Here is an 18,340-nt window from a genome sequence, read left to right as displayed (position 1 = left end):
TAACAAATATAAAAAAATTCTTTTGCCCAAAATTCCTAATAAAACTGGGCCAGAGAGCATTTAGAGGTCTACTATGTCCAATTCTACATCTCTTCCTAATCTTTGGGTCGACGCCACAGCGGCATCGATGTCCGAACCAGAAAAGTTGCAATATCGCTCAAACCTGCTCGGTTCTGACATGCGTGTGACCAATTACGGTGGCGGCAATACCTCAGCCAAGATCGAAATGACTGACCCTCTCACTGGCGAGACAACCGAAGTACTTTGGGTAAAAGGCTCTGGCGGTGACATTGGCTCGATGGGCCTAGATGGCTTCGCCACTCTCTATATGGACAAACTAAATCGCTTACCTGACTTATATCGCGGCTTAGAACATGAAGATGAGATGGTGGCATACCTCCCCCACTGTACATTCAACCTAAATAGCCGTGCGGCAAGCATTGATACGCCGCTACATAGCTACTTACCCTATAAACATGTAGATCACCTACACCCGGACTCCGTTATTGCCATCGCAGCAAGCAAAAACAGCCGAGCACTCACTGAAGAGATATTTGGTAGCGACATTGGCTGGTTACCATGGCGCAAGCCTGGCTTTCAGTTAGGGATGGATCTTCATAAGATCGCTACAGAGAATCCACATTTAAAAGGTGTGGTACTAGAGAGCCATGGTCTATTCACTTGGGCGGATGATTGCAAAGAGTGTTACCTTCTGTCGCTTGAAATCATCAACAAAGCACAAACATGGCTAGAGCAACGCAGTGAAGGAAAAGCGGTATTTGGCGGAGCGAAATTCTCAACCTTAGATACCGACAAGCGTGAGCAAGTCGCAGCAACCTTGATGCCAATTATTCGCGGTAAAACCAGTGCGATTCAGCGCCAACTGGGTCACTTCAATCAATCAGCCGAAGTCTTAGAGTTCGTAAATTCTAATGATCTAGAGCGCTTAGCAAAACTCGGCACGTCGTGCCCTGACCATTTCTTGCGTACCAAGATTCGTCCATTTGTTGTGAAATACAATCCAGAACAAGACAACCTAGATGAAGTCATTGCTAATCTAGACACGGAACTTGAGGCCTACCGCGAAGACTACGCAGCCTACTACAACCGTTGTAAGCGCGCTGACAGTCCAGCTATGCGTGATCCAAATGCAGTAATTTACCTCATCCCTGGTGTTGGCATGCTCTCGTTTGCTAAAGACAAAGCAACAGCACGTATTGCCGGCGAATTCTATGTTAATGCCATTAATGTCATGCGTGGTGCGGATACCGTCAGTGAATACGTTGGCTTGCCAGAACAAGAAGCCTTTGATATCGAATACTGGCTACTTGAAGAAGCGAAACTACAGCGTATGCCAAAACCGAAAGCCATGGCTGGCCGCATTGCACTGGTAACAGGTGGTGCAGGCGGTATTGGTTTAGCAACCGCTAAGCGTATGGCTAAAGAAGGTGCCAACATCGTCCTGTTGGATATCGATGCGGAAGCGCTCACAAACGCGCAAAGTGAAATGGAAGCTCAGTTTGGCAAAGATGCGGTATCCAGTGTCACCATGGATGTGACCCGTGAGGAGCAGGTTAAAAATGCGATTCATCACTGCGCCTTAGCTTTTGGTGGATTAGATACCGTGGTATCCAACGCAGGCATCGCATCTTCTGCACCACTTGATGAAACAAGCCTAGCGCTTTGGAATAAAAACCAAGACATTCTTTCTACAGGCTACTTTTTAGTCGCACGTGAAGCCTTCACTTTGCTGAAAGCACAAAACATAGGCGGCAATATGGTATTCGTTGCCAGCAAAAATGGATTGGTTGCATCGGCAAACGCGAGCGCCTATTGTGTTGCTAAAGCGGCTGAAATCCAATTATCACGATGTATTGCCTTAGAGGGGGCGCCACTTGGCATTCGTGCAAACGTAGTGAATCCAGATGCAGTATTGCGCGGCTCTAAAATCTGGACCGGTAAGTGGAAAGAAGAACGAGCCAGTGCTTACAACATGTCGACTGACGATTTAGAAGAACACTACCGCCAACGCAGCATGCTGAAGCTAAATGTTTTCCCAGAGGATATCGCAGAGGCAATCTACTTCTTCGCGTCAGATGCGTCGGCTAAATCAACTGGTAACATTCTGAACGTCGATGCTGGGCACGCTCCATCGTTCACCCGCTAACAATAAAAATAGGGACAATTTATGACTCAGTTAATTAATAATGACCTGCTAGGCAACCACAACCAAAACCTAGAAAGCGGGCTTAAAAGTGACTACTCCGCACTGGGTGAAAAACTAGCACGCTCAGACGTCAACATTGAAGCCATTCTCCAACAAGCCATGGCTTTTTCGATCGCCGTACCCTCTTGGGGTGTGGGCACGGGTGGTACACGTTTCGCGCGTTTCCCAGGACAAGGCGAGCCGCGCAACATTTATGAAAAACTTGATGACTGCTCCGTCATTCAGCAGCTTTCTCAAGCTACTCCGGCCGTATCTCTGCACATTCCTTGGGATCGTCCATCTGACCCGAATGAGCTACGTCAGTACGCAGAGCAATATGGCTTGATGTTTGATGCGATGAACTCCAATACGTTCCAAGATCAAGCAAATCAAGAGAACTCTTATAAGTACGGCAGCCTGACTCACACCTCTCAAGCAGTCCGTGATCAAGCGATTGCGCACAATATTGACGTCGTTGAGCTGGGCCAAAAGCTTGGTTCAAAAGCGTTGACGATCTGGGTGGGAGACGGCTCTAACTTCCCAGGACAACAGCATTTTAAAAACAGCTTTGCGCAATACATTGAAAGCATCAAGCAAGTCTATGCAGCGCTGCCGGATGATTGGAACATGCTGCTCGAGCACAAAATCTTTGAGCCGGCTTTCTACTCAACTGTGATCCAAGATTGGGGTTCAAGCTATTTAGCCGCCAAAGAAACAGGCGAGCGCTGTCTATCATTGGTCGACCTGGGCCATCACGCACCAAACGTCAACATCGAAATGATCGTAAGTCGCCTTGCGCAGTTTGGAAAACTGGGCGGGTTCCACTTCAATGACAGCAAATACGGTGACGACGATCTGGATAGTGGCTCTATCAACCCATACCAGCTGTTCCTTGTCTTCAATGAGCTGACAGACATCCAGCTTGCAAACCCAAGCTACAGCCCGTTTTACATGCTGGACCAGTCTCATAACGTGACCGATCCTATTGAAAGCTTGATGTACAGCGCTGCTGAAGTACAACGCGCTTACGTGAAAAGTCTGCTTGTAGACCGCAAAGCATTGGCTCATTACCAGCAAACGAATGACCCGATGATGGCGCAAGCAACACTTAAACAAGCGTACAACTTGGACGTTGAGCCTATTTTGCAGATGGCTCGTTTCCAAAGCAACGGTGCTATAGATCCTATCGCCTGCTACCGTGAAAGCGGTTATCGTCAGCAGTGTGCTCAAGCACGCCCTGCAGATCCAAACAAAATTGGGTCAGGAATCATATAATCTCGTGAGGTTATCAGGCATTAGAAAGCCAAACAAAATCTGGGCTTTTTAATGTCTTACTCCGATTGTAATTTTCGTAAAACTTCAAAAGTAATCGTATTTAACTTTTATGTTTTTTTTACGCGCTCTGGAAGTTCGCCTTTGTTAAAGTGTTCAGCAAGTTTCAAACAACGGTTTCGACACTATGACAAAGCTGTTTTCTTGGGAGCATGTGCGCACTTCCAGCGCCGTATTACTGGGCGTTTTGCTGTGTTCTTTTGCAATAGATTCGATGATCAACTCCCCCATCGCAGTCTTGTTGTTGTTACAACTAGGCATTGTGATGGTGGCCTTTAAATGCTCACCGGCGTTCAGCTATCTCACAGCCTGTCTTGGTGCTATATGCTTTAACTACTTTTTTACTGCGCCCCGCTACAGTTTTCACATGTTAAATCAAGATGACATTTTAAATCTGTTAGTGTTCTTGATTGTCGCTCTAGTAACTAGCCAATTTGCCGTACGTTATCGCCAACAACAAACTTTGATCGATCAAGTTCGCCTTAGAAATCAGATCTTACTCTCCGTTTCCCATGACTTACGTACACCTTTAGCGGGTATTATTGGCAATTTGTCGACTTTTAAAGAATATCAGGCGCTGTTAACGGAGTCTGAAAAAGACGAATTACTAAATAGCGCAACAGCCGAGAGTCATCGTTTGCATCAATACATAGAAAACCTTTTGCAAGCGACAAAGATGGTTCATGGCAGTGTTCGCTTAGGCAAAGAGTACGGTTCGCTTGCCTCGATTTTGGAAGGATTAGCGACGAAAGTGAACGCAAACGGTTTACGAATGGCATTGTCCGTCGATGCACTTGATAACATTGCGATCAATAGAGAGCTTATTGAACAGGCACTTTTTAACGTTATCGATAATGCACTCACCTATTCGGTGAAAGACTGGCCCATTACGGTAAAAGCTTCCCATCACCAGACCTGTATCCGAATTGATATTTTTAATACTGGTATTACCCCTTCGGCGGAGGATCGCATCCATATGTTTGATTTGTTCTACTCTCGACGCCAAAACATTTCTACCGATAAGGGCACTGGACTTGGATTAAGTGTTGCAAAGGGCATCATTACGGCACATGGCGGCTCCATTGAATGTGTCAAAGTAGATGCTGGATGTTTGATGCGTATCGAACTACCAAAGGATAATGCAGCTGAGGTTCGCACATGACTTATAAAATATTGTTGGTGGATGACGAACCTGAAATCCATACCTTCATTCGCATTTCTTTAACGGCTGAAGGCTTCCAGTATATTGGTGCGAGTTCTCTGGAAGACGCCAGAGAACAATGGTTACAGCATAAGCCTCATCTAGTGATTTTAGATCTAGGTTTACCAGACGGAGATGGTAGCGATCTACTTCTTGAAATTCGTTCTCAGGCAAAAACACCCGTTCTAATACTTACAGCCCGAGATCAGGAAGACGAAAAAATTCGATTACTCGAAGCTGGTGCCAATGACTATTTAACAAAGCCATTTGGCATTCGAGAACTGATTACACGCATTAAAGTGCTTGCTCGAGACTTATTAACAGAACCACAAGTTCAAGATCGCATTTGTTTCGGGCCTCTCACATTGCAACACAGCACTCATCAGTTCTGGGTATCCGACAATGAAATTTCACTGACCAAAAAAGAATTTGCTTTTATGGCTCTATTACTTGAAACACCAGAGCTTTTGGTCAAGCAATCCGAACTACTGCAACGTATTTGGGGTCGCACACATGTGGACGACACGCACTACCTGCGAATACTGATCAGTCAATTACGTAAGAAACTAAACGACTGTAAAGACGGGCAGCATATTATCAAAACCGAACCAGGTGTTGGCTATCGACTTACCTTATCAGAGCATATAGATAACTCCTCTTAATACATTTCTTAATCATCCTTAGATCTGATTTTTAAAACTCTATTTAAAGTTTAAAGAAGGTTTTTAATGGCACATTTTACTGTCATTGGGCTCGGGCGTTTTGGTATCGCTGCGAGTCTCGAACTCGTTCATCTCGGACATACGGTTACAGGAATAGACTGTGATGCCAAAGTAGTAGATCAAATAGTCGATCAACTGACTCAAGTCGCTATTTGTGATGGGACGGATGAAAACACGTTACGCGAGCTGGAACTGACACAAAGCGAAGCTGTGTTAGTGGCTATTGGTGAGGATATGCAGTCTAGCCTGTTATGTACTCTGGCATTGAAGAATCTCGGGGTTAAGGAGATATGGGTAAAAGCCACAACCAAGGCTCACCATACTATTCTCTCAAAACTCGGTGTTCAGCGTATCATTCATCCTGAGGAGGATATGGGAATCAGAGTCGCGCAAGCACTCAACTACCCCATGGTAAATAATTACCTATCTCTTGGGCATGGTCTCTATGTGGTTGAGATCAACATCAAAACAGCGTTAGATGGTGTGGCGATGGGGCGCTTACTAGGTAAATTGAAATCAACGGTTCGAGCGCTGTTGGTTAAGAGAGGCGATCAGTTAGTCGAAGATATTAACTTAGCTTTTACTCTGAAAAAGAACGATACCTTACTCTTATGTGGCACAAGATCCGAACTCAAGTATCTCGCACCTAGGTTGGTGTAAGATGATTCAATGGCACCCTAAGCACATTCCTATTGAACGCAGCTGTTCATCTGCAAAAAAGATACAGTACGCCCCCTACACAATTTTAAGCGGCGGCTTTTTATTGTTAATCATCATCGGTGCAGCCCTACTTAAATTGCCGGTTGCCACTTATGAACCCATTTCATGGGTTCAAAGTTTCTTTACCGCCACATCCGCTGTCACAGTTACGGGACTGGTCGTGGTCGATACTGGCTCCGCATTCACTTTATTCGGTCAATTGGTGATTGCGCTATTGATTCAGTTGGGGGGCTTGGGACTTATGACGTTTGCCATTGTGACCTTGATTGCCCTTGGGGGACGTATCGGATTTCTAGAAAAAGTGGTCGCAAAGGAGGCTTTTAATCAGACGGACTCTTCAACACTCATCGCTACGGCCAAGTCTGTCATCATCTTTGCCTTAACGGTAGAGTTGGTGGGCATGCTGATTTTAGCAATGTATTGGAGTGATGAATTAGGCTGGCAAACCAGTCTGTTTCATGGCTTTTTCTATACCATTAGCGCTTTTAACAATGCTGGATTTGCTCTCAGTGCCGACAGTCTCATTCCCTATGTCAGTGATCCTGTTGTAAACATCACCATAACTGCATTGTTCATCATCGGAGGACTAGGTTTCTCGGTTTGGATTGATATTAAGCGTAAGAAACGCTGGTCGAAGCTCACTGTATACAGTCGCTTAATGATTCTCGGCACGATTGCACTGAACAGTGTTGCATTAATCGCTATCTACTTGATTGAGCAAGATAACCCAAACACACTCGCTAACTTAAGTGAATCCGGCAAATGGCTTGCGGCTTGGTTTCAGGCTGTGACACCCAGAACTGCTGGTTTTAATACCTTACCGATTGATCAATTAGAAGACTCATCCACTCTCATGATGTTAATGCTAATGTTTATTGGCGGAGGCTCTATGAGCACGGCAAGCGGCATCAAGGTTGTTACCTTTATCGTCCTACTACTGGCGACCTACTCCTTCCTAAGAAGAGATGAACAGGTACTGGCGTTCAACCGGGAAATTTCCAAAGAGAGCATTAAAAAAGCCTTAGCAATCACCATGATCTCTGCCGGAGTGACATGGTTAGCGGTTTTCTTGCTACTGCTTACTGAGCATGCTCCTATGCTAGACATTCTCTTCGAAGCGGTATCAGCACTCGGTACGGTAGGCTTGTCTCGTGGGCTCACTAGTCAACTCACATCACAAGGTGAATTCATTATCATCGTTCTAATGTTTATAGGTCGTGTGGGACCGTTGACCCTCGCTTATATTTTGGCAGCACCGCGCCAAAAGAAGCTTCGCTTTGCGGAAACAAAAATAGCAATTGGGTAAGAGTGGTGATGAAAACGCCTCAGTCAGATGAGAATTATTTTTTATAGCAGAGCATATGGATAGCCTTTAAAATAGCGCGCTTTGATCAGTCATATTGGTAACGGAGTTCCAATGAAGTCAGTTTTTTCCATGTCGCTTATCGCGGTGACCTTGTTTAGTTCAACGGCCACCTTAGCAACGGAATATCCTTTAACCATTGAAAACTGTGGTTTTACGCACACCTATCAACAAGCCCCCCAAAGCACTGTGACAATTGGCCAAGCGGCTACAGAGATTTTGTACACATTAGGTCTTAGCGATAAAGTTAAGGGCACCTCAGTTTGGTTTAACGAAGTCCTGCCTGAGTTTAAAGAAGTCAACGCTGGCATTCCGCGTTTGGCTGACAATGACCCAAGTTTCGAGTCAGTTTTGGAGAAGCGACCTGAGCTAGTGGCCGTTCAATATGAGTGGCATGTGGGTGATCAAGGTATCGTGGCGACGCGAGACATGTTCCATGATGTAAAGGTTCCAACTTATATCCTTCCGACCGACTGTGACAACAAAGACAATTCGGTGGGCCTTGATGGCACTCGTCTAGACCAATTCTCAACCGCTGCACTGTATAAGTCGATCGATCAATTATCAGATATCTTTGATGTGTCTGATCGAGGTGATCAATTAGTGGCGTCTTTAAAACAACGTGAAAGCACCGCCATCGAACGCGCTAAAGCGGCAGGTAGCCAAGGTAAAACGGCTGTCTTCTGGTACTCAAGTGCGGCAATGGACATTGATCCATACGTTGCTGGTCAAAAAGGCGCAGCGGGCTATTTAATGAAAACCTTGGGCATTGAAAACGTAGTTCAGTCAGATGAAGAATGGCCAACTGTTGGTTGGGAAACGCTCGCTAAAGCTAACCCAGATATTATCGTGATCGCGAAAATGAACCGTCGTCGCTTCCCTGCCGATGATTTTGAGAAAAAGCTAGAATTCATCAAAAACGATCCTGTAACGAAAGAGATGGATGCAGTGAAACAAGGCAATATTGTTATCATGGACGCCTTGGAAATGGACGCGACCATTCGTCTCATCAATGGCCTTGAGAAACTGACTGACGCAGTGGAACAACTCTAATCCATGCCTTTTCAGTTATTAAATGGGGTGATGTCACGTCACCCTTTTTTATTTGTTTTGCTCACAGTGTTGGTGTTGCTGGCCGCGATCACGACTGGTGTCGCGGTGGGGGAAACCAATATCGATTTCACCACCGTTGTTCAGGCCATTGCGAATGGTGCATTTGGCGCTGACTACCCTATCCATCCCATTGATCAAGGCGTTATTTGGAATTATCGCCTCACGCGCACATTAGTGGCGGCATGTTGCGGTGCGGCCTTAGCGGTTACGGGGCTGGTGCTTCAATCGCTGTTACGCAATGCGTTGGCTGACCCTTATTTGCTAGGGATCTCTGCGGGGGCTTCCACAGGTGCTGTCATGGTTACCATTGCGGGAGTGGGTATTGGTGTCTTAAGCATGTCTTTTGGCGCTTTGCTTGGTGCGATTCTGGCATTTGGTTTCGTTATGCTACTGTCGGCTCTTGCTTCAAAGCGCCGTAGTGGCAATATCTCTACTCAGATTATCTTAGCCGGTATTGCTGGCTCGCAGCTGTTTAATGCCTTGACGGCGTTTGTGATCGCTAAATCTGCCAATGCTGAGCAAGCCAGAGGGATTATGTTCTGGCTATTGGGCAACTTATCAGGTGCTCGCTGGCAAGAAGTAAGCGTGGCTGTACCTGTTCTTATCGCAGGGTTGGCTTTGGTTATTTGGCATGCTCGTTCATTGGATGCTTTCTTGTTCGGCTCGGATGCGGCAGCGTCTATTGGGATTTCCGTTCGCCGTGTGCAAGTGTTTCTGATTTTTGGAACCGCGATGATGACAGCCGTTATGGTGTCGATGGTGGGTGCCATTGGTTTTGTGGGCCTCGTTATCCCCCACGCTGCTCGGTTTATCTTTGGTAGCTCCCATTTAATCCTAGCACCAGCATGTGCCGTGATTGGCGCTCTGTTTTTAATCTTTTGCGACATTGGTTCGCGCATCGTTATCCCCGGCCAAGTATTGCCTATTGGCGTGGTCACCGCCTTAATTGGTGCGCCTTGCTTTGCGCTGGTATTGATCAGAGGACAGAAGCAGTGAATCTAACGGTCTCTAACGTTCATTACCAACTGGGTAAAAAAACACTGCTACGAGATATTTCCTTTGCCTTAGAAAAGGGAGAGCGCGTTGCTTTAATTGGCCCTAACGGGTGCGGTAAATCGACGCTGCTGCGTTTGATTTGCGGTCTTAATAAGCCAACTTCTGGTCATATTGCATTGGATGATATCACTGTTCAGCACTATCCTAGGCGAACGCTTGCCCAGCACCTTTCGTTTGTTCAGCAAAAAGCCACCACCGAAGAATTGGTCAAAGCAGAAGACGCCGTTGCCCTAGGTCGCACTCCTTGGATTAAAGCCTTTGAAAGATGGGGCACAGCCCACCAATCCCATGTCGATCACGCACTGGAAAAAGTCAGCATGACACACAAGCGCCACCAACATTGGCACACGCTGTCTGGTGGGGAGCAACAACGCCTTCATATTGCGCGAGCACTGGCGCAGAACACTCCTTTTATCGTCATGGATGAGCCCACCAATCACCTCGATATTAAACAGCAAATGGTGGTGCTCTCTTTGATTGAAAACATTCAACGTACCATGCTGGTTGCCGTCCACGACTTAAACCATGCATTGCGCTTTGATCGCATCATTGCCATGAAAGACGGTCGTGTAATTGCCCAAGGTAAACCAGCAGAACTCATCAGCGAGGCGTTTATCCTTGATGTATTCGATGTACATTCGCGAATCATCCATTCATCTGATCACCCTCCTCACATACAACTTTTGAATTAACAAGGAACGATATTATGTTCAAATCTTTACTGACTATATTAGGCACTAGCCTTATTGCCAGCACGCTTTACGCCGCACAATATGAAGTAAAAATGGTCAACCGTAATCAGCTCGGTGCCATGTCTTACGAGCCAAGTTACTTAAATATCCAGCCTGGTGATACGGTCAAATTCCTTCGTACTGCGCCAGGGCATAATGCCGCGACGATCGCTAACATGTGGCCAGAAGGTGCAACGACCTTTCGCGGTAATATCAATGAAGAAATCGTCATGTCTTTTGATCAGGAAGGCATTTATGGCATTGAATGCACACCCCACATGGCGATGGGCATGGTAATGGTTATCCAAGTGGGTGACAAAAACCTAAGTACTGTATCCGCGCCTGAAAACTTGCCACAGCGGGCGCAGAAGCGTATTGCAGATATTAAAGAGTTCTATGCAAATTGATTTGCGATATGTTCAAACAATAACATTAGTGAAATTCATCACAATCTGAAAACAACAAATTTTACTCATAATAAATTTCCAACTACTGTATTCCTCCACATCACAGCAACTGACTTCTGGAGAATTGAACAGATCAAAGAAGGCAGGAAGTCTAACTGGGTGCGATCCCCATAAGATAGGAAGAGTTGAGCATGAGCCAAGCATTTGAGTTTTCAGTAAGTACTATTCGGTTTGATGAGCACTATCAGCCGTCAGAAAACACACGTATCACAACAAATTTCGCCAATCTAGCGCGTGGCAAACGTCGCGAGGCCAATCTTCGTGATACGCTACGAATGATCAATAATCGCTTTAATGCTCTGGCCAACTGGGACAACCCGACGGGTGATCGTTACTCTGTAGAGCTTGACATTGTGTCGGTGGACATTGATGTAACTGGAAATGGCCAGACCTTTCCCACCATTGAGATTCTTAAAACGGAAATCGTTGATCAAAGAACAAACGAGCGCATTCCTGGTTTAGTGGGCAATAATTTCTCATCTTATGTACGCGACTACGATTTCAGCGTATTGCTGCAAGAACACAATAAAGATAAACAGGGTTTTAGCATTCCCAATAATTTTGGTGCGCTACACGGCAAGATTTTTCAGAGTTTTGTTCAATCTTCAACTTTCAAAGAACATTTCAGCAAGCTGCCGGTGATTTGTTTAAGCGTTTCTGAAACCAAAATCTATCAGCGAACCGAAAATAAACACCCTATTCTTGGCTTTGAATACGTCCCAAATGAGTCCTCGCTCACTGAAACCTATTTCAAACAAATGGGGCTACAGGTGCGCTATTTCATGCCTGCCAACAGTTCCGCACCGCTGGCGTTCTACTTCTTTGGTGATCTTCTTAATGATTACACCAACTTAGAACTTATTGGCACGATCAGCACGATGGAAACCTTCCAAAAGATCTATCGTCCGGAGATTTACAATGCCAACGCTGCCGCTGGCGAGCGATTCAAGCCCAGCCTAAAACATCTTGATCATTCGCTCACTCAGATCGAATACGACCGAGAAGAACGAAGCCAGTTGGCAGTCAAACAAGGAAAGTTTACTGAGGAGCATTTTATTAAGCCTTATCAAACGATTCTGAACCAATGGTCGGCCAACTTTGGCCTGTAACGTACAACTAAGAAATTCACACTGATAAGAGCAACGGAATATGAAAACACTATTACCAACATCTACCGCAGGTAGCCTGCCAAAACCAGAATGGTTAGCGGAGCCTGAAACGCTTTGGTCCCCTTGGAAACTCGAAGGCAAGCAACTGATTGCTGGGAAACAAGATGCTCTTCGTGTCGCACTTCAAGAGCAGCTTTTAGCGGGCACAGACATCGTGAGTGACGGCGAGCAGACACGTCAACATTTTGTGACAACCTTTATTGAGCACTTAAATGGAGTGGACTTTGAAAACCGCAAAACGGTCAAAATTCGCGACCGTTACGATGCCAGTGTTCCTGTGGTTGTTGGCCCAGTGTCTAGACAAAAACCTGTGTTTGTCGACGATGCAACGTTTCTACGTCAACAAACCAAACAACCTATCAAGTGGGCTTTACCTGGTCCGATGACCATGGTTGATACCCTATACGATGATCACTACCACAGTCGTGAAAAGCTGGCATGGGAATTTGCCAAAATACTTAACCAAGAGGCAAAAGAGCTGGAAGCCGCGGGTGTCGACATTATCCAATTTGACGAGCCTGCGTTTAATGTCTTTTTTGATGAAGTGAACGCTTGGGGCATTGCCTGCCTTGAACGGGCAATCGAAGGGCTTAAGTGTGAAACCGCTGTTCATATCTGTTATGGCTATGGAATCAAAGCCAATACAGATTGGAAAAAGACATTAGGTACCGAATGGCGTCAGTACGAAGAGATATTTCCGAAATTACAAGCCTCAAACATCGATATCATTTCGCTGGAATGCCATAACTCACATGTCCCTATGGAGCTTATGGAGCTGGTTCGAGGCAAGAAAGTCATGGTGGGGGCAATTGACGTGGCTAACCACACAATAGAAACACCAGAAGATGTGGCCGCAACACTTCGCGAAGCGTTGAAGTATGTCGATGCAGATAAGCTATATCCGTGCACTAACTGCGGCATGGCTCCGCTTCCACGCGAAGTAGCACGAGGCAAACTGCAAGCCTTGGCAGCTGGTGCAGACATTATTCGTAAAGAAATCGCTTGATAGAAGCGGATTGTCCTGTCACTGAACTTAATGCCCACATCGTATTCCAATTAAGAGGATGGCATTCAGCAGAGCTGATATGAATTGATCGCCTGTTTTATTCCATACAATTATTGGTAAAAAGACAGCCAAACTAAGCCTAATCAGCAAAGGGTTGGTTTGGCTGGCAAATGACTAAAAGGCATTCGTGATGATAAAAACGCTAGCGCTCTTTTCAAGTGTAGACGGTCAGACTAGAAAAATTTGCCAGCGTATTGGCGAACATATCAAGACCAATCACGATGTGACCATAATCGATATTCATGGGGTGACATCTGTTGATTTAGCAGACTATGAAAAGGTTATTTTGGGCGGGAGCGTTCGCTATGGTAAACATCGACCAGATTTTGAGCGCTTTTTAATCGAACAGTCGATCTCACTGAGCACAAAGAAGACGTTGTTATTTAGCGTTAATGCCACCGCCAGAAAAGCCAACAAATGCTCACCTTCAAACAATCTATATTTTATTAAACTTAAGCATAAAACGGGGATTCATGCAGACATCGAAGCCGTTTTTGCAGGCAAACTACATTTAGCAAACAATAGCTTCTTCGACCGTTTGATGATCAAACTGATCTTTAAAATGAGTGGCGAACAGATTGGTGATAGCGAAATTGAATTCACTGATTGGGATCAGGTTGATCGTATCGCGGATGCATTCCAGCAACTCTAATCTGAACTAATACATCTAATCGTAAAGCCCTGCTAGCATTGTCATAGCCCAGCTCCGGCTGTCTAGGTAATAGGTATTAAGTTTATCGACGGTATTACCGTTGGCCGAGTGTAAGCCTGCTTTCTCAAACGTTTTTACGAGCGTTAAAATGCTGCCCAACTTGCCGTTCTGTCGAATGAGTGCATCGACGCTCTCTTGTTGCAGTGGCATATGTTCACACACCTTTTGAATCGGCTGACCTAACATTAAGTCAGCCATGGATAGCATGCCAACCATGAAGGCTTCGTCCGCATTGGCTTTAAACTCATTTTCAGCAAGTGCTTTACACATCGCGGCACGAGTCAGGACTTTAGATAGTAGCAACATTTTGCAAGGATCATCATTCGCGAGGACTAATGTACTCACCAGAGTTCTCAGCTTCTCAATCCCCAGCAAGGTTAACGCTTGGTGCAAACTGCTGATGGTATTAGCTCGTTTATACTGCGCCGAGTTAATCATCTTTAACAAACGCAGGACCAGTTGAGGTTCCATTACCAATAATTTTTCGACTTTATCAAGGTCGACTTGATCACTGTACAACTCATTTAGTATTTCGAGTCTGGCGTTTGCATTACCACTGCGATCCACTTCAGTCGCGCTTTTGATTTCAGGCTTTGCGTAGAAATACCCTTGAAAAAGCGTAAACCCCATACCCTTACAACGCTCGAATGTATCAATATCTTCAACCTTCTCAGCCAAGAGCGTTATGCCTTTATCTAAGTAGAGCTCAATATTGTTATTTTGCTGATCATCTAGCATATCGAGCTTAATGATGTCGGCCACCTCCAGTAAGGGACGTGTTTGATCATTAAGAACGAAGTCATCTAATGCGATTTGATAACCCAACGCCTTTACATGTTGAAGGGCCACAATAATGTCGGCATCCCCTTCAACACTCTCTAACACTTCAATAACAACTTGTTCGGGATACGGAGGCAGAAGCTCAGGTTTTAGCAACCATTCTCTGGGGGCGTTAAAAAATAACTTGCCACTGCCACAGAGGTTTTCAATACCGGTTTCATAGAAGGCTGCATTACAAGCTCTTGCCGTTGCGACAAGTTCATCATCGATCACTGCTTTCGACATAGATGACGTAGACCGGTAAAGCAGCTCATCCGCTACATGAACCATGTCTGAATCACATATTGGCTGCAAAGCTATGCAATAAGATTGCGATTTAGGCATAAGAGTTCACTTCAAAGAAATATCTATAAAAATATATAAGAAACAAAGTTTGCTGTCATTTATTACATGTTCATCGGTTTTTTCTCCCACTAAAAATGAAAAAGGTGCGATGAGCAATTTAAGGCCATTTTTTTGATATCAATTATCATTTACATAATAAATGTTATGATATAACATAATTAAAACATTCAAGGAGGCACCCTATGCGTTCAAACATTCACCCGGAATACCGTACAGTCGTATTTCATGACACTAGTGTAGACACCTATTTCCTAATCAAAACGACACTAAAAACTTCACAGACAATTGAGTGGAAAGACGGGAACACCTATCCCTACCACACCATTGATATTTCCTCGGCTTCTCATCCGGTCTACACCGGTGAGCAACGTGCCACACAGTTGGAAGGACGTGTTCAAAACTTCAAACGTCGCTTTGGTTCTCATCAGTTAAAAGGAGCACGTTAATGCAAGTCTTGTCATCACTGAAAACTGCTAAAAAGCGCCACCCAGACTGTCAAGTGGTAAAACGCCGTGGTCGACTATTCGTGATTTGTAAATCAAATCCACGATTTAAAGCCGTACAAGGCAAAGGTGGGAAGAAACGGTAGTTTCTAGAATAGAAAAAGGGGCTAACCGATTTGGTAGTCCCTTTGAACAATGGCTTAAATATCTGTTAATGCTGCGTTCTCAAGACGCAGTTCACGGGTAGATAATTGGTCAACTAAATCCGCGTCATGGGACACTATGACCATGGCTTGAGGCAAGCTAAGAAGCGTATCGATCAAACGTTGACGCGCTTTTACATCCAATGCATTACTCGGCTCGTCTAGCAATAGTACATCAGGTTCCATTGCTAAGACGGCGGCCAGCGTTATCATGCGCTTTTCACCGCCTGAAAGTTGGTGAGTGATCCTTTCTTCAAACCCAGCCATACCAAGTGAGGCCAATGTATCTTTAGCAATCTGCAAAGCTTCGGTCCGAGACTTACCCAAGTTCAAGGGGCCAAATGCCACATCTTCTAACACCGTCGGACAAAATAATTGGTCATCTGGATCTTGAAACAAAAAACCTGCCCTTGCGCGCACCTCCACAAACTCTTTTTCGTCATTACGCGTTTGACCAAACGCCCAAATCTGGCCTGTTTTAGGCTTCTTTAAGCCAACCAACAAGTGTAAAAAAGTCGTCTTACCCGCACCATTTGGACCTGTGAGCGCTACTCGCTCTCCTCTTTTCAATTCAAAATCCACCTGATCCAACACCACGCCCCGTCTCGGGTAGCGATAGCTTAAACCAGTTACCTTGAAAAAAGATTCATCGCTGCTCATAGAAAATTTAATCCGATCAATAGACACAAAACAGGTGTAAAAATAAGGCTGAAAGTCAGGTCTTTCTGGCTCAAGCGCATATCGTCAAATAAATAGAACTTGCCTTGATATCCGCGGCACTTCATAGCATCCATGATACGTTCTGAACGCTCTAATGAGTGGACCAATAGCATACCGATTAAGTAGCCAATCGAGCGCCAAGTATGTCGGTCAGTACGCAATACAAAGGCTCTGGCTTTCATAGCACGTCGCATACGTTTGTACTCTTGCCCAATGACTTCTAAATAGCGCACTGTGAAAAGCATCAAGTGCACCAACTTATCAGGGATGCGTAAGCGTGCCAAAGCATGGCCGAGCACCGTAGCGCTAAGCGTACCAATCAACGCTAACAGTGCTAGTACCACAGCATGCGCTTTCAATAGGATCACGACAGCATGGAGAAAACCTTCCTTGCTGGCTGAAAGACCTAAGATGCTGAACCAAGTCTCTCCAGGTGTAGTAAAAGGCAACAATATGATCAGAAAAATCATAAACATATCCATCGCCAGCACTCGACGTAAGGTGCGTTTTAGGTTCAATCTAGCGAGAACTGCTAACAGTAAACCTACACCCACAGCGACACACAAGCTTAAATAGCTCTGTGATAACACAGTGATCAGGGCAAACAAGGAAGCCATCACCACCCGCGAGCGAGGATCTATATGATCCACGATTGAACGTTGGTGTTTGACTTTTTGACCTTGCCAAGAGGTGCCGCTGTGCTCTAGAAACTCAGGCATTTGCCTTTTCCTGTTTCTCTTTTTGACGCTGGCGCCACCAAATCCCTAAGCCACATAGGCCAAAGATGTAACCAATACCGCCTAAGATATCTTGCATCCCAGCTTTCGCTTGATACTGCATCAATTCTTGGCGTAACGGTTTCACTTGCTTCGCCACAGCTTTTTCAATCATGGCCTCAAGCTCCGCTTGATCCATCCCTGAGGTAGACAATGAAGCCGTTTTAGATGCCTGCTTCGAATCGCCATTGTCAGTTTTAACAGCGTCTCCCGACAAAGACTCCGGTAGTTGGTCTGCGGGGAGCATTTCCTCCATCACATGCCCGGAACTCAGGTTGGCATAGAAAAAGTGATCAATACGCTTGTTCGCCTCAAAGGCAAACAATCCTTCCGCATCGGTTTTCACACGCCCTAACTCATTACCCAATGAATCGAACACAATCACTTCCGTGCCTTCAGCCGCCATGTCACCATTTGAAAAACCGATCTCGCCTTCTATGGTTGAGCCTATTGCATACACACCGCTGATCACATTGTGTGCTTGAACCATAAAAGGCGAGCACATGCACAAGACCGTCAGAATGAATCGCCATCTAGCCATAGACACGTTCCTCATCCAATCCAAGGAAAGTAGGCTTCACTTTACGGATCAACAGCACCGCAGATGCCGTCACAAAACCTTCGATGATCATCACCGGTATATGTGCGATAAACGTCGCTTTGGCAGCCAACGCAAACCCTTCTCCCGATAGCATCAAAGACACGGCGACCATTAAGGTCGTCAGGATAATGCTTCCAGCTCCGCCGATTGCCCCCCATATGGCAGCCACTTTCGGGGAACTGGACTGAATACCATAGCGGCAACCGTAGTAAACCAGAACGGCAGGTAACGCGATATTCAACGTGTTGACGCCCAACACGACAAAACCGCCAAAGCCAAAGAAAACGGCTTGCAGGAATAACGCAATCAATAACGCAGGGAACGCAGCCCACCCAAGTGCCAATCCGATTAAACCGTTAAGAATCAAATGCACGCTCGAAAAACCAATCGGTAAATGGATGTAAGAGGCAATAAAAAACGCAGCGGACAATACGCCCACCTGCGGAAGGTGGTCATAATCCATCTTCTTTAAGCCTAAAGCCACACCGGCCGCCGTTAACACGGCGCCGGTGGCTAAGACAGGAACAGATAACGCTCCGTCTACTATATGCATA

General features: G+C 45.5%; 19 protein-coding genes and 1 pseudogene. 15 read left to right on the top strand and 5 right to left on the bottom strand.

The window, feature by feature from the left end; genetic code table 11:
- Nucleotides 1–73 precede the first annotated feature (73 nt).
- The 13 genes and pseudogenes from C8D85_RS00665 to hemG all read left to right on the top strand — a co-directional run bounded on the left by C8D85_RS00665 (nt 74) and on the right by hemG (nt 13,798).
- Nucleotides 74–2,167: a bifunctional rhamnulose-1-phosphate aldolase/short-chain dehydrogenase gene (locus tag C8D85_RS00665; protein ID WP_133559439.1), complete on the top strand. Its 2,094-nt coding sequence runs from the start codon at nt 74–76 to the stop codon at nt 2,165–2,167.
- A gap of 21 nt (nt 2,168–2,188) precedes the next feature.
- Complete coding sequence (gene rhaI / locus C8D85_RS00660; protein ID WP_133559438.1) at nt 2,189–3,481, top strand: L-rhamnose catabolism isomerase; 1,293 nt, start codon at nt 2,189–2,191, stop codon at nt 3,479–3,481.
- A gap of 184 nt (nt 3,482–3,665) precedes the next feature.
- Complete coding sequence (locus tag C8D85_RS00655; RefSeq protein WP_133559437.1) at nt 3,666–4,700, top strand: sensor histidine kinase; 1,035 nt, start codon at nt 3,666–3,668, stop codon at nt 4,698–4,700.
- Nucleotides 4,697–5,401: a response regulator transcription factor gene (locus tag C8D85_RS00650; protein WP_133559436.1), complete on the top strand. Its 705-nt coding sequence runs from the start codon at nt 4,697–4,699 to the stop codon at nt 5,399–5,401. The genes C8D85_RS00655 and C8D85_RS00650 overlap by 4 nt, the downstream gene beginning before the upstream one ends.
- Before the next feature lie 66 nt (nt 5,402–5,467).
- Nucleotides 5,468–6,121, top strand: coding sequence for a potassium channel family protein (locus tag C8D85_RS00645; protein WP_133559435.1), 654 nt, complete (start codon nt 5,468–5,470; stop codon nt 6,119–6,121).
- A gap of 1 nt (nt 6,122) precedes the next feature.
- A complete protein-coding gene (locus C8D85_RS00640) occupies nt 6,123–7,487 on the top strand; it encodes a TrkH family potassium uptake protein (protein ID WP_133559434.1) in 1,365 nt (454 codons plus the stop codon).
- A 111-nt stretch (nt 7,488–7,598) separates the two neighbouring features.
- Nucleotides 7,599–8,597, top strand: a complete 999-nt coding sequence (locus C8D85_RS00635) for an ABC transporter substrate-binding protein (protein ID WP_133559433.1) — start codon at nt 7,599–7,601, stop codon at nt 8,595–8,597.
- A gap of 3 nt (nt 8,598–8,600) precedes the next feature.
- A complete protein-coding gene (locus C8D85_RS00630) occupies nt 8,601–9,653 on the top strand; it encodes a FecCD family ABC transporter permease (RefSeq protein WP_170178721.1) in 1,053 nt (350 codons plus the stop codon).
- A 44-nt stretch (nt 9,654–9,697) separates the two neighbouring features.
- A pseudogene (locus tag C8D85_RS00625) lies at nt 9,698–10,405 on the top strand (ABC transporter ATP-binding protein); the annotation flags it as partial.
- A gap of 14 nt (nt 10,406–10,419) precedes the next feature.
- Nucleotides 10,420–10,851, top strand: coding sequence for a pseudoazurin (locus tag C8D85_RS00620; RefSeq protein ID WP_133559431.1), 432 nt, complete (start codon nt 10,420–10,422; stop codon nt 10,849–10,851).
- 191 nt (nt 10,852–11,042) lie between these two features.
- The gene (locus C8D85_RS00615; protein ID WP_133559430.1) at nt 11,043–12,020 is read left to right on the top strand and encodes a DUF1852 domain-containing protein; all 978 of its coding nucleotides are present in this window, start codon (nt 11,043–11,045) and stop codon (nt 12,018–12,020) included.
- Nucleotides 12,021–12,060: 40 nt separating this feature from the next.
- Complete coding sequence (locus C8D85_RS00610; RefSeq protein ID WP_133559429.1) at nt 12,061–13,086, top strand: methionine synthase; 1,026 nt, start codon at nt 12,061–12,063, stop codon at nt 13,084–13,086.
- Between the two features lie 190 nt (nt 13,087–13,276).
- A complete protein-coding gene (gene hemG, locus C8D85_RS00605; protein WP_133559428.1) occupies nt 13,277–13,798 on the top strand; it encodes a menaquinone-dependent protoporphyrinogen IX dehydrogenase in 522 nt (173 codons plus the stop codon).
- Between the two features lie 15 nt (nt 13,799–13,813).
- On the opposite strand, the gene C8D85_RS00600 is transcribed toward hemG, so the two are convergent.
- Nucleotides 13,814–14,968, bottom strand: a complete 1,155-nt coding sequence (locus C8D85_RS00600; RefSeq protein ID WP_211342104.1) for an EAL and HDOD domain-containing protein — start codon at nt 14,966–14,968, stop codon at nt 13,814–13,816.
- Between the two features lie 257 nt (nt 14,969–15,225).
- Here C8D85_RS00600 and C8D85_RS00595 point away from each other — a divergent pair, with 257 nt between their 5' ends.
- Together C8D85_RS00595 and ykgO are read left to right on the top strand one after the other, a co-directional pair.
- Nucleotides 15,226–15,489 carry a type B 50S ribosomal protein L31 gene (locus C8D85_RS00595; RefSeq protein WP_133559426.1) on the top strand — a complete coding sequence of 88 codons (264 nt, stop codon included), beginning with the start codon at nt 15,226–15,228 and terminating at the stop codon, nt 15,487–15,489.
- The gene (gene ykgO, locus C8D85_RS00590) at nt 15,489–15,632 is read left to right on the top strand and encodes a type B 50S ribosomal protein L36 (RefSeq protein ID WP_133559425.1); all 144 of its coding nucleotides are present in this window, start codon (nt 15,489–15,491) and stop codon (nt 15,630–15,632) included. Before C8D85_RS00595 ends, ykgO begins: the two co-directional genes overlap by 1 nt.
- Nucleotides 15,633–15,686: 54 nt before the next feature.
- Here the strand turns inward: ykgO and C8D85_RS00585 are convergent, their stop codons facing one another.
- Genes C8D85_RS00585 through cbiM form a run of 4 tightly spaced genes read right to left on the bottom strand, consistent with a single transcriptional unit; the run spans nt 15,687 to nt 18,339 of the window.
- Nucleotides 15,687–16,349, bottom strand: a complete 663-nt coding sequence (locus tag C8D85_RS00585) for an energy-coupling factor ABC transporter ATP-binding protein (RefSeq protein ID WP_133559424.1) — start codon at nt 16,347–16,349, stop codon at nt 15,687–15,689.
- Entirely contained in the window at nt 16,346–17,128 is a 783-nt protein-coding gene (cbiQ, locus tag C8D85_RS00580; RefSeq protein WP_133559423.1) for a cobalt ECF transporter T component CbiQ, read from the bottom strand. Before cbiQ ends, C8D85_RS00585 begins: the two co-directional genes overlap by 4 nt.
- Nucleotides 17,121–17,726 carry a cobalt ABC transporter permease gene (locus C8D85_RS00575; RefSeq protein ID WP_133559422.1) on the bottom strand — a complete coding sequence of 202 codons (606 nt, stop codon included), beginning with the start codon at nt 17,724–17,726 and terminating at the stop codon, nt 17,121–17,123. Before C8D85_RS00575 ends, cbiQ begins: the two co-directional genes overlap by 8 nt.
- Nucleotides 17,719–18,339 carry a cobalt transporter CbiM gene (gene cbiM, locus C8D85_RS00570; protein WP_133559421.1) on the bottom strand — a complete coding sequence of 207 codons (621 nt, stop codon included), beginning with the start codon at nt 18,337–18,339 and terminating at the stop codon, nt 17,719–17,721. Before cbiM ends, C8D85_RS00575 begins: the two co-directional genes overlap by 8 nt.
- Between the last annotated feature and the right edge of the window lies 1 nt (nt 18,340).

Origin of the sequence: Marinomonas communis, from assembly GCF_004363305.1 — a bacterium.
Taxonomy (GTDB): domain Bacteria; phylum Pseudomonadota; class Gammaproteobacteria; order Pseudomonadales; family Marinomonadaceae; genus Marinomonas; species Marinomonas communis.
Note: the sequence above shows the minus strand (reverse complement) of the source record. Positions and strands in the feature narration are given on the sequence as shown.

Excerpts from the sequence above, each read along its gene's own strand:
- C8D85_RS00665 (WP_133559439.1), top strand. The coding sequence starts at position 74 with ATGTCCAATTCTACATCTCTTCCTAATCTTTGGGTCGACGCCACAGCG.
- rhaI (WP_133559438.1), top strand. The coding sequence starts at position 2,189 with ATGACTCAGTTAATTAATAATGACCTGCTAGGCAACCACAACCAAAAC.
- C8D85_RS00655 (WP_133559437.1), top strand. The coding sequence starts at position 3,666 with ATGACAAAGCTGTTTTCTTGGGAGCATGTGCGCACTTCCAGCGCCGTA.
- C8D85_RS00650 (WP_133559436.1), top strand. The coding sequence starts at position 4,697 with ATGACTTATAAAATATTGTTGGTGGATGACGAACCTGAAATCCATACC.
- C8D85_RS00645 (WP_133559435.1), top strand. The coding sequence starts at position 5,468 with ATGGCACATTTTACTGTCATTGGGCTCGGGCGTTTTGGTATCGCTGCG.
- C8D85_RS00640 (WP_133559434.1), top strand. The coding sequence starts at position 6,123 with ATGATTCAATGGCACCCTAAGCACATTCCTATTGAACGCAGCTGTTCA.
- C8D85_RS00635 (WP_133559433.1), top strand. The coding sequence starts at position 7,599 with ATGAAGTCAGTTTTTTCCATGTCGCTTATCGCGGTGACCTTGTTTAGT.
- C8D85_RS00630 (WP_170178721.1), top strand. The coding sequence starts at position 8,601 with ATGCCTTTTCAGTTATTAAATGGGGTGATGTCACGTCACCCTTTTTTA.
- C8D85_RS00620 (WP_133559431.1), top strand. The coding sequence starts at position 10,420 with ATGTTCAAATCTTTACTGACTATATTAGGCACTAGCCTTATTGCCAGC.
- C8D85_RS00615 (WP_133559430.1), top strand. The coding sequence starts at position 11,043 with ATGAGCCAAGCATTTGAGTTTTCAGTAAGTACTATTCGGTTTGATGAG.
- C8D85_RS00610 (WP_133559429.1), top strand. The coding sequence starts at position 12,061 with ATGAAAACACTATTACCAACATCTACCGCAGGTAGCCTGCCAAAACCA.
- hemG (WP_133559428.1), top strand. The coding sequence starts at position 13,277 with ATGATAAAAACGCTAGCGCTCTTTTCAAGTGTAGACGGTCAGACTAGA.
- C8D85_RS00600 (WP_211342104.1), bottom strand. The coding sequence starts at position 14,968 with ATGGTTCATGTAGCGGATGAGCTGCTTTACCGGTCTACGTCATCTATG.
- C8D85_RS00595 (WP_133559426.1), top strand. The coding sequence starts at position 15,226 with ATGCGTTCAAACATTCACCCGGAATACCGTACAGTCGTATTTCATGAC.
- ykgO (WP_133559425.1), top strand. The coding sequence starts at position 15,489 with ATGCAAGTCTTGTCATCACTGAAAACTGCTAAAAAGCGCCACCCAGAC.
- C8D85_RS00585 (WP_133559424.1), bottom strand. The coding sequence starts at position 16,349 with ATGAGCAGCGATGAATCTTTTTTCAAGGTAACTGGTTTAAGCTATCGC.
- cbiQ (WP_133559423.1), bottom strand. The coding sequence starts at position 17,128 with ATGCCTGAGTTTCTAGAGCACAGCGGCACCTCTTGGCAAGGTCAAAAA.
- C8D85_RS00575 (WP_133559422.1), bottom strand. The coding sequence starts at position 17,726 with ATGGCTAGATGGCGATTCATTCTGACGGTCTTGTGCATGTGCTCGCCT.
- cbiM (WP_133559421.1), bottom strand. The coding sequence starts at position 18,339 with ATGCATATAGTAGACGGAGCGTTATCTGTTCCTGTCTTAGCCACCGGC.